The 8,135-nt window shown below is 65.4% G+C and carries 8 protein-coding genes and 2 pseudogenes; 1 reads left to right on the top strand and 9 read right to left on the bottom strand.

Annotation, left to right across the window (positions count from 1 at the left end; genetic code table 11):
* The 9 genes and pseudogenes from VN856_RS24865 to VN856_RS24825 all read right to left on the bottom strand — a co-directional run.
* Nucleotides 1-503, bottom strand: a pseudogene (locus VN856_RS24865) (glucose-6-phosphate dehydrogenase); the annotation flags it as partial.
* 192 nt (nt 504-695) lie between these two features.
* Nucleotides 696-908, bottom strand: a complete 213-nt coding sequence (locus VN856_RS24860) for a hypothetical protein (protein ID WP_325694295.1) — start codon at nt 906-908, stop codon at nt 696-698.
* 76 nt (nt 909-984) lie between these two features.
* Nucleotides 985-1,332, bottom strand: coding sequence for a metal-sulfur cluster assembly factor (locus VN856_RS24855; RefSeq protein ID WP_325694293.1), 348 nt, complete (start codon nt 1,330-1,332; stop codon nt 985-987).
* Nucleotides 1,310-1,790 (bottom strand): annotated as a pseudogene (gene sufU / locus VN856_RS24850) (Fe-S cluster assembly sulfur transfer protein SufU); the annotation flags it as partial. The pseudogene sufU and the gene VN856_RS24855, both read right to left, overlap by 23 nt.
* A 6-nt stretch (nt 1,791-1,796) precedes the next feature.
* The gene (locus VN856_RS24845) at nt 1,797-3,059 is read right to left on the bottom strand and encodes a cysteine desulfurase (protein ID WP_325694290.1); all 1,263 of its coding nucleotides are present in this window, start codon (nt 3,057-3,059) and stop codon (nt 1,797-1,799) included.
* A 1-nt stretch (nt 3,060) separates the two neighbouring features.
* Nucleotides 3,061-3,834: a Fe-S cluster assembly ATPase SufC gene (gene sufC / locus VN856_RS24840; protein WP_325694289.1), complete on the bottom strand. Its 774-nt coding sequence runs from the start codon at nt 3,832-3,834 to the stop codon at nt 3,061-3,063.
* A complete protein-coding gene (gene sufD / locus VN856_RS24835; RefSeq protein ID WP_325694287.1) occupies nt 3,831-5,021 on the bottom strand; it encodes a Fe-S cluster assembly protein SufD in 1,191 nt (396 codons plus the stop codon). Before sufD ends, sufC begins: the two co-directional genes overlap by 4 nt.
* Nucleotides 5,021-6,475 (bottom strand): Fe-S cluster assembly protein SufB, encoded by a 1,455-nt coding sequence (sufB, locus tag VN856_RS24830; RefSeq protein ID WP_325694285.1) that lies wholly within the window; start codon nt 6,473-6,475, stop codon nt 5,021-5,023. Before sufB ends, sufD begins: the two co-directional genes overlap by 1 nt.
* On the bottom strand, nt 6,472-7,272 hold the full coding sequence (locus tag VN856_RS24825; RefSeq protein ID WP_325694283.1) for a metalloregulator ArsR/SmtB family transcription factor: 801 nt from the start codon (nt 7,270-7,272) through the stop codon (nt 6,472-6,474). The genes sufB and VN856_RS24825 overlap by 4 nt, the downstream gene beginning before the upstream one ends.
* Nucleotides 7,273-7,360: 88 nt before the next feature.
* Between VN856_RS24825 and mptB the strand changes: the two genes are divergently transcribed.
* The coding region (mptB, locus tag VN856_RS24820; RefSeq protein WP_325694280.1) for a polyprenol phosphomannose-dependent alpha 1,6 mannosyltransferase MptB at nt 7,361-8,135 on the top strand (775 nt) is incomplete at its 3' end.

Below are 8,135 nucleotides of genomic sequence, written 5' to 3'. Positions count from 1 at the left end.
TTGCCCAGGAAGTGGTCGATGCGGAAAATCTGCTCTTCGTCGAACCGCTCGTGGATCGCCTTATTGAGCGCCCGAGCGCTTTTCAGATCGACACCGAAGGGCTTTTCCATGACGACCCGAGAATGCTTTGCCAGATCCGCCTTGTGCAGCATGTCCATCACCGGCATTACCGCTTTCGGCGGGACACTCAGGTAATGCAACAGATGGGCTTCGCCGCCGAGCACCTCGACTTGCTCTGCTACCGCGCTCGCTAGCGCTTCCGGACCAGCCTGTTGTGAGACAAAGGTCAAATTGGCGATGAACTGGTCAAAGAGTTCGTCGGAGACGGCGTGGTGCGCGAACTCCTTGCAGGCCTTGTGAGCCAGCTTGCGGAAGTTGTCGCTGTCGATTTCGTCGAGCGACGTTCCGATGACCCGCATCTCGGGGGCAAGCTTCGAACAAGACAGGTGGAGCAGACCTGGCAGGAGCTTTCGCTGCGCCAAATCACCCGTGGCGCCGAACATTACGACAACGTGCGGAGGTACTTTAGTTCCCGGTGGGGTAATTCCGTGAGCTGATTTGGCATCCGTCACATCCACGATGCTAGCCAAGCCGGGTCGAATTCACACCTTGCAGCGGGTGAATATCTAGGTACTGGCCGGGCCAAACGATGACAGCCGGGGGCCGGCTGCGGACCGCGCCCCCGGCTTTCGTCATCATTGAGGGAGCTGATACCAGCCCTTCTGTTCCCCATAAGCCCAGCCGCACGGCACCCGTTCCCATTTAGTTCCGTCGTCGCCACCGTTCCAGATGTCGCACTTCGGCCCATTCGGATCGGGCGCAGGCGCCCCCGGGTCGGCCTTGGCAATGCCGCCAGTCATCAGCGCGGTCGCCAAACAGGCCGCGGCAATCACCAGTTTTCTTTTCATCGCGCATTCACCTTTCTGTCCGGTGATTAGATTCTGAGGCCATATCCCGGCTCGCGCGACTTTTAGAGGTGTCGGCTCAGACCGTGAAGCCCAGCGCACGGAGTTGGTCGCGGCCGTCCTCGGTGATCTTGTCCGGGCCCCACGGTGGATTCCACACCCAGTTAATCCGCAGCTCATCGACCAATCCTGCCCCGATCAGCGCGTTGCGCGACTGGTCCTCGATGACGTCGGTCAGCGGGCAGGCCGGCGATGTCAGCGTCATATCGATCAGCGCGACCGTGCCCTCCTCCGCTTCTTCGAGGTTGACGCCGTAGACCAGGCCCAGGTCGACGACGTTGATGCCGAGTTCGGGGTCGACGACATCGCGCATCGCCTCCTCGATGTCGCCGAGCAGCTCGTTGTCCGGCGCCGCAATTTCGCTCATCCTTTGACCTCCTCCAAGTCGCCGCTCGCCTGCGCCAGCGCATCCTTAAACGCCATCCAGCCCAACAGCGCGCATTTCACCCGGGCCGGATACTTCGCGACGCCCGCGAACGCGACACCGTCGCCCAGCACATCCTCGTCACCGGCGATATTTCCGCGAGACGACACCATCTCGGTGAACGCGGTGACCGTCTTCAGCGCCTGCCCGACGCTTTGCCCGATCACCTGCTCGGTCAGCACCGACGTGGCGGCTTGGCTGATCGAGCAGCCCTGGCCGTCGTAGGACACGTCGGCGACGGTCTCGCCGTCGTCAGACAACCTCACCCTAAGCGTGACGTCGTCGCCGCAGACCGGGTTCTTGTGATAAACCTCCGCGGCGAACGGCTGGCGCAGGCCGCGGTGCTGCGGATGTTTGTAGTGATCGAGGATCACTTCCTGATACATCTGCTCCAGGCGCATGACGGCTCACGCCCTGCCGAAGAAATCGATGGCGCGGCGCACCCCGGCGACCAGCCGGTCGACCTCGTCGAGGGTGTTGTAGATCGCGAACGATGCGCGCGCGGTGGCCGCGACGTCGAACCGGCGGTGCAATGGCAGCGCGCAGTGATGCCCGACCCGAACCGCGACCCCGTCGTCGTCGAGAACCTGACCGACATCGTGGGCATGCACGCCGTCGACCACGAAAGACACCGGTGAGCCACGGTTTTCCAGCACGGTCGGCCCGATGATCCGGACCTCGTCGATGCCGGACAGTCCGTCGATCGCAGCGGCCACCAGCTCGCGCTCGTGAGCTTCGACGGTTGCCATCCCGATGCTGCGCAGATAGCGCGACGCCGCGGCCAGCCCGACGACCTGCGACGTCATCGGGGTGCCGGCCTCGAACCGTTGCGGCGGCGCGGCGTAGGTGGTGGCCGCCATGGTGACCGTCTCGATCATCGAGCCGCCGGTGAGAAATGGTGGCAGCGCGTTGAGTAGCTCGCTGCGGCCGTAGAGCACACCGATTCCGTTGGGCCCCAGCATCTTGTGTCCCGAGAATGCGGCGAAGTCGACATCGAGGGCGTGCAGGTCGATCGGCTGGTGCGGCACCGACTGGCAAGCATCCAGCACCGTCAGGGCGCCGACGGCCTTCGCCCGCTCGACCATCTCGGCGACCGGGCCCACCGCACCGGTGACGTTCGAGTGATGGCTGAACGCAACGACTTTGACGTTCTCGTCGAGTTGCAGCGAATCCAGATCGATGCGTCCGTCGTCGGTCACCCCGTACCAGCGCAGCGTGGCGCCGGTGCGCCGGGCCAGTTCCTGCCATGGGACGAGGTTGGCGTGGTGCTCGAGCTCGGTGGTGACGATGACGTCGCCGGGCCCGACGGCACGGTCGAAGCGGTTGTCCCCCAGCACATACGACACCAGGTTGAGCGATTCGGTGGCGTTCTTGGTGAATACCAGCTCATCGGCATCGGCACCGACGAACGCGGCGATGTCGGCTCGGCCCTGCTCGTAAGCGTCGGTGGCCTCCTCCATCAACTGGTGCGCGCCGCGGTGCACCGAGCCATAGGAGGTGGTGAGAAATTCGCGTTCGGCGTCGAGAACCTGCAGCGGACGTTGCGACGTCGCCCCGGAATCCAAGTACGCCAACTGGTTTCCGCCCCGCATCACGCGAGCCAGGATCGGGAAGTCGGCCCGGATCGCCGCGAGATCCAGCGCCGCGGGACGAGTGGCCGAGACCGTCATCTCAGGCTCCCGAGGCGGCCGTCTGCGTGAAGCGGACGTACCCGTTTTCTTCGAGCTCGTCCGCCAATTCCGGACCGCCCGATTCAATGATCCGGCCGCCGACGAAGACGTGCACGAACTGCGGGCTGATGTAGCGCAGAATCCGGGTGTAGTGCGTGATCAGCAGGATGCCGCCGTGCTCGGCTTCGGCGTAGCGGTTGACGCCTTCGCTGACCACCCGCAGCGCGTCGACGTCCAGACCGGAATCGGTCTCGTCGAGGATCGCGATCTTCGGCTTCAGCAGCCCCAGCTGCAGGATCTCGTGGCGCTTCTTCTCACCACCGGAAAAGCCTTCGTTGACGCTGCGTTCGCCGAACGCCTGGTCGATGTCCAGATCCTGCATCGCGGCCTTGACCTCTTTGACCCAGTGCCGCAGCTTGGGCGCCTCGCCGCGCACCGCGGTAGCGGCCGAACGCAGGAAGTTCGACATCGACACCCCGGGCACCTCCACGGGGTATTGCATGGCCAGGAAAAGACCGGCGCGTGCGCGTTCGTCGACGCTCATGTCCAGGACGTTCTGCCCGTCGAGCGTGATCGATCCCGAGGTCACGCGGTACTTCGGGTGTCCGGCAATGGCGTAGGACAAGGTCGACTTGCCAGACCCGTTGGGGCCCATCACCGCATGGGTTTCACCGGAGCGCACCGTCAGGTCGACTCCGTTGAGGATGCCGATCTCGTCGCCGTCGGATGCATTCTCGACGCTGACGTGTAGGTCTTTGATTTCCAGAGTTGTCATGAGGCGGTGATTCTCGATTCCGTGATGGCCAATTCGTGTTCGATGGCTGCGGTCAGGCGTTCGCGTATTTCGGGGACGGCGATCTTCGCGATGATCTCGTTGAAGAACCCGCGCACCACCAGCCGGCGGGCCTGTTCCTCGGGGATCCCGCGCGAACGTAGGTAAAACAGCTGCTCGTCGTCGAATCTTCCGGTGGCGCTGGCGTGTCCGGCTCCGACGATCTCGCCGGTCTCGATCTCCAGGTTGGGCACCGAGTCGGCGCGGGCGCCGTCGGTCAGGACCAGATTGCGGTTCACCTCGAAGGTGTTGGTGCCGGTGGCCTCGGCCCGGATCAGCACGTCGCCGACCCAGACGGTGTGCGCGTCGGGGCGGCTCGAGTCCGGATCCCCTTGCAGCGCACCCTTGTACAGCACGTTGGATTTGCAGTCCGGCTGCGCATGGTCGATGAGCAACCGCGACTCCAGATGCTGACCGTCGTCGGCGAAGTACAAGCCGAGGAGCTCGGCATCGCCGCCGGGTGCGCCGAACCGCACGTTGCCGGTCATCCGCACCACTTCGCCGCCCAGCGTGATCGCGACATGACGCAGCACCGCGTCCTTGCCCAGCCGGGCGTGGTGTGCGCTGACATGCACCGCGTCGTCGGCCCAGTCGGCGATCCAGACCACCGTGAGCCGCGCCGCATCGCCGACGACGAATTCGAGGTTGTCGGCATAGATTCCGCTGCCGCGATGGTCGACGACGACGACCGCTTCGGCGAGCTCGCCCAGGCGTACCTGCAGGTGTCCGTACGCCACCGCGCCCGCACCGGGCCCTTCGACCGCGATCTCTACCGGCTCGGCGAGCTGCGTGTCGCGGGCGACGGTGACGACCGTCGCGGTGTTGATCGACGAAAAGGCCTGTGCGGCAACGCGGTCGGCGGGGACGCCGCCCTGTCCGAGTCGCTCGTCGCCGCGACGCACGGTTTCCACCTGCACACCGGGCTGCTCACCGACCGCGATCTTGGCGATTCCGGTGGCGTGCGCCGAACCGTCGTGCAGGCCGTGTAAACGTCGTAGCGGGGTGAATCGCCAGATCTCGTCGCGGCCGCCGGGAACCTCGAATGCATTGACGTCGAACGAGGAGAACAGCTCGCCCTTGTTGGCAGCGGCGAGGGCCGACCCCTCCACCGCTTCAGTCAATCCCGCCACTAGCCGACCGCGCCTTCCATCTGCAACTCGATCAACCGGTTGAGCTCCAGGGCGTACTCCATCGGCAGTTCCTTGGCGATTGGCTCGACGAAGCCGCGGACCACCATCGCCATGGCCTCGTCCTCGGTCATGCCGCGGCTCATCAGGTAGAAGAGCTGATCCGCACTGACCTTGGAGACGGTGGCCTCGTGGCCCATCGTGACGTCGTCCTCGCGGATGTCGACGTACGGGTAGGTGTCGCTGCGGCTGATCGTATCCACGAGCAGCGCATCGCATTTCACGCTGGACCGGGAACCGTGCGAACCCTTGTTCACCTGAACCAGGCCGCGGTAGGACGCGCGACCGCCGCCGCGGGCGACCGACTTGGAGACGATGTTGCTCGACGTGTTGGGTGCCAGGTGCAGCATCTTGGCGCCGGTGTCCTGGTGCTGGCCCTCGCCGGCGAACGCGACCGAAAGTACCTCGCCTTTGGCGTGCTCGCCGGTCATCCAGACGGCCGGATACTTCATGGTCACCTTGGAGCCGATGTTGCCGTCGACCCATTCCATGGTGGCGCCGGCTTCCGCCCGGGCCCGCTTGGTGACCAGGTTGTAGACGTTGTTCGACCAGTTCTGGATGGTGGTGTAGCGGCAACGGCCGCCGGGCTTGACGATGATCTCCACCACCGCCGAGTGCAGCGAGTCCGACTTGTAGATCGGCGCCGTACAGCCCTCGACGTAGTGCACGTAGGCACCCTCGTCGACGATGATCAGCGTCCGCTCGAACTGGCCCATGTTCTCGGTGTTGATCCGGAAGTAGGCCTGCAGCGGGATGTCGACGTGCACACCCGGCGGGACGTAGATGAACGATCCGCCACTCCAGACGGCGGAGTTCAGCGCCGAGAACTTGTTGTCGCCGGCCGGAATCACCGTGCCGAAGTACTTCTGGAACAGCTCGGGTTGCTCACGCAGCCCGGAGTCGGTGTCCAGGAAGATGACGCCCTGAGCCTCGAGGTCCTCGCGGATCGAGTGGTAGACCACCTCTGACTCGTACTGCGCCGCAACACCGGAGACCAGGCGCTGCTTCTCTGCCTCCGGGATGCCGAGCTTGTCGTAGGTGTTGCGGATGTCCTCGGGCAGGTCATCCCAGGTGGCGGCCTGCTTCTCACTGGAACGCACGAAATATTTGATGTTCTCGAAGTCGATGCCATCGAGGTTGGAACCCCAGTTCGGCATCGGCTTGCGCTCGAAGATCCGCAGCGCCTTCAAGCGGTGCTCGAGCATCCACTCGGGCTCGTTCTTCTTGGCCGAGATGTCGCGGACCACAGCCTCCGACAGCCCGCGCTGGGCGCTGGCACCGGCCACGTCGGAGTCCGACCAGCCATAGCCGTAACGGCCCAACGAGGCGATCGTCTCCTCTTGGGTCAGCGTCGCGGCGGGCACAGCCGTCTTGGCGGCCTCCGGGGTGAGAGTCATAACGACACTCCTTTGATGCTCGTGGTGGCTTCGGCACGGGCTGTGCGCCGAAGTTCAGACGGTTGGGCTTCAGCAGCGGCGAGCGGGACATGGGTGGTGCAGGCGCAGTCGCCGTTGACGATCGTCGCCAACCGCTGCACATGCTTGCCGAGTACCTCGGCCATCGCCTGCTGCTCGGTTTCGCACAATTCCGGGAACTCCTCGGCGACGTGCGACACCGGACAATGATGCTGACAGATCTGCACTCCGTGGATCGGACCGCCCACCTGGGTGGTGGTCGCGACGTACCCGGCTTTGGACAGCGCGCCGGCGATCCGCTCGGCGGTGGCTTCGATGTCCTCGTCGGCATCCGAATCGGCCGCCTCCACACCGGACAGGATCGCGTCGATGCGCTGACGGGCAAAGCTGCGGACCGCCTCTTCGCCGCCGATCTCACGAAGCTGGCGCATCGCGGCGGACGCCAGATCGTCGTAACTGTGGTCCAGCTTCGCGCGGCCGGTCGAGGTCAACCGGTACCGCTTGGCCGGTCGGCCGCGGCCGGCTTGCTGCCACGGCGCGGCCGGAACCGACTCGGCCTCGCCCATGTCGATCAATGCGTCGAGGTGGCGTCGCACCCCGGCCGCCGACAGACCCAGGCGTTCACCGATCTGGCCGGCGGTGATGGACCCGGACTCCAGCAGCAACCGCACGACGGCGCTGCGTGTCTGGCCGTCATGGGTCGCAGCAGCGGCTGCTGCTTCGGCACCTTGAACGGACTGCGGGAATTTCACAACACCAGTGTGACGCAATTCCAGCATCGGGTCCAGCAAGGCTACCCTCTGCCGACGTTGCGCTGGTCACACCTGACGCGTTCGGCCCTGCCCCGGCGCCGGTTACGCTGCTGTGATGGCAGACCGCCACCACTCGCTGAGTTCGTCGATCGCCAGCCTGCACGGCGACGAAAAGGCTGTTGGCCAGCCACTGAACGACCGCGAGGAGATCGCGCTTCGTCGCACCCGGGTTTTCGGCGCGACCGGCACGGTGCTGATGGCGATCGGGGCGCTTGGCGCCGGGGCCCGGCCGGTAGTCCAAGACCCGACGTTCGGCGTCCGGCTGCTCAACCTTCCGTCGCGGATCCAGACGGTGTCGCTGACGATGACGACGACTGGGGCCGTGATGATGGCCCTGGCGTGGCTGATGCTGGGCCGGTTCGCGCTGGGCAAGCGGCGAATGTCTCGCGGTGAGCTGGATCGCACGCTGCTGCTGTGGGTGCTGCCGCTGCTGATCGCCCCACCGATGTTCAGCAAGGACGTCTACTCCTACCTGGCGCAGAGTCAGATCTGCCGGCTGGGACTCGACCCGTACCGGGTGGGCCCGGCGACCGGCCTGGGCCTCGGGCACGTCTTCACGTTGTCGGTGCCCAGCCTGTGGCGGGAGACACCGGCGCCTTACGGGCCGCTGTTCTTGTGGATAGGCCGGGGTATCTCGGCGTTGACCGGCGAAAACATCGTCGCCGCGGTGCTCTGCCATCGGCTGGTGGTGCTGCTCGGAGTCGGCCTGATCGTCTGGGCGACACCGCGACTGGCTCGCCGCTGCGGCGTCGCCGAGGTCAGCGCGCTGTGGCTGGGGGCGGCCAACCCGCTGCTGATCATGCATCTGGTCGCTGGCATCCACAACGAGG

It is taken from the genome of Mycobacterium sp. (genome assembly GCF_035603715.1).
Lineage (GTDB): Bacteria > Actinomycetota > Actinomycetes > Mycobacteriales > Mycobacteriaceae > Mycobacterium.
Note: the sequence above shows the minus strand (reverse complement) of the source record. Positions and strands in the feature narration are given on the sequence as shown.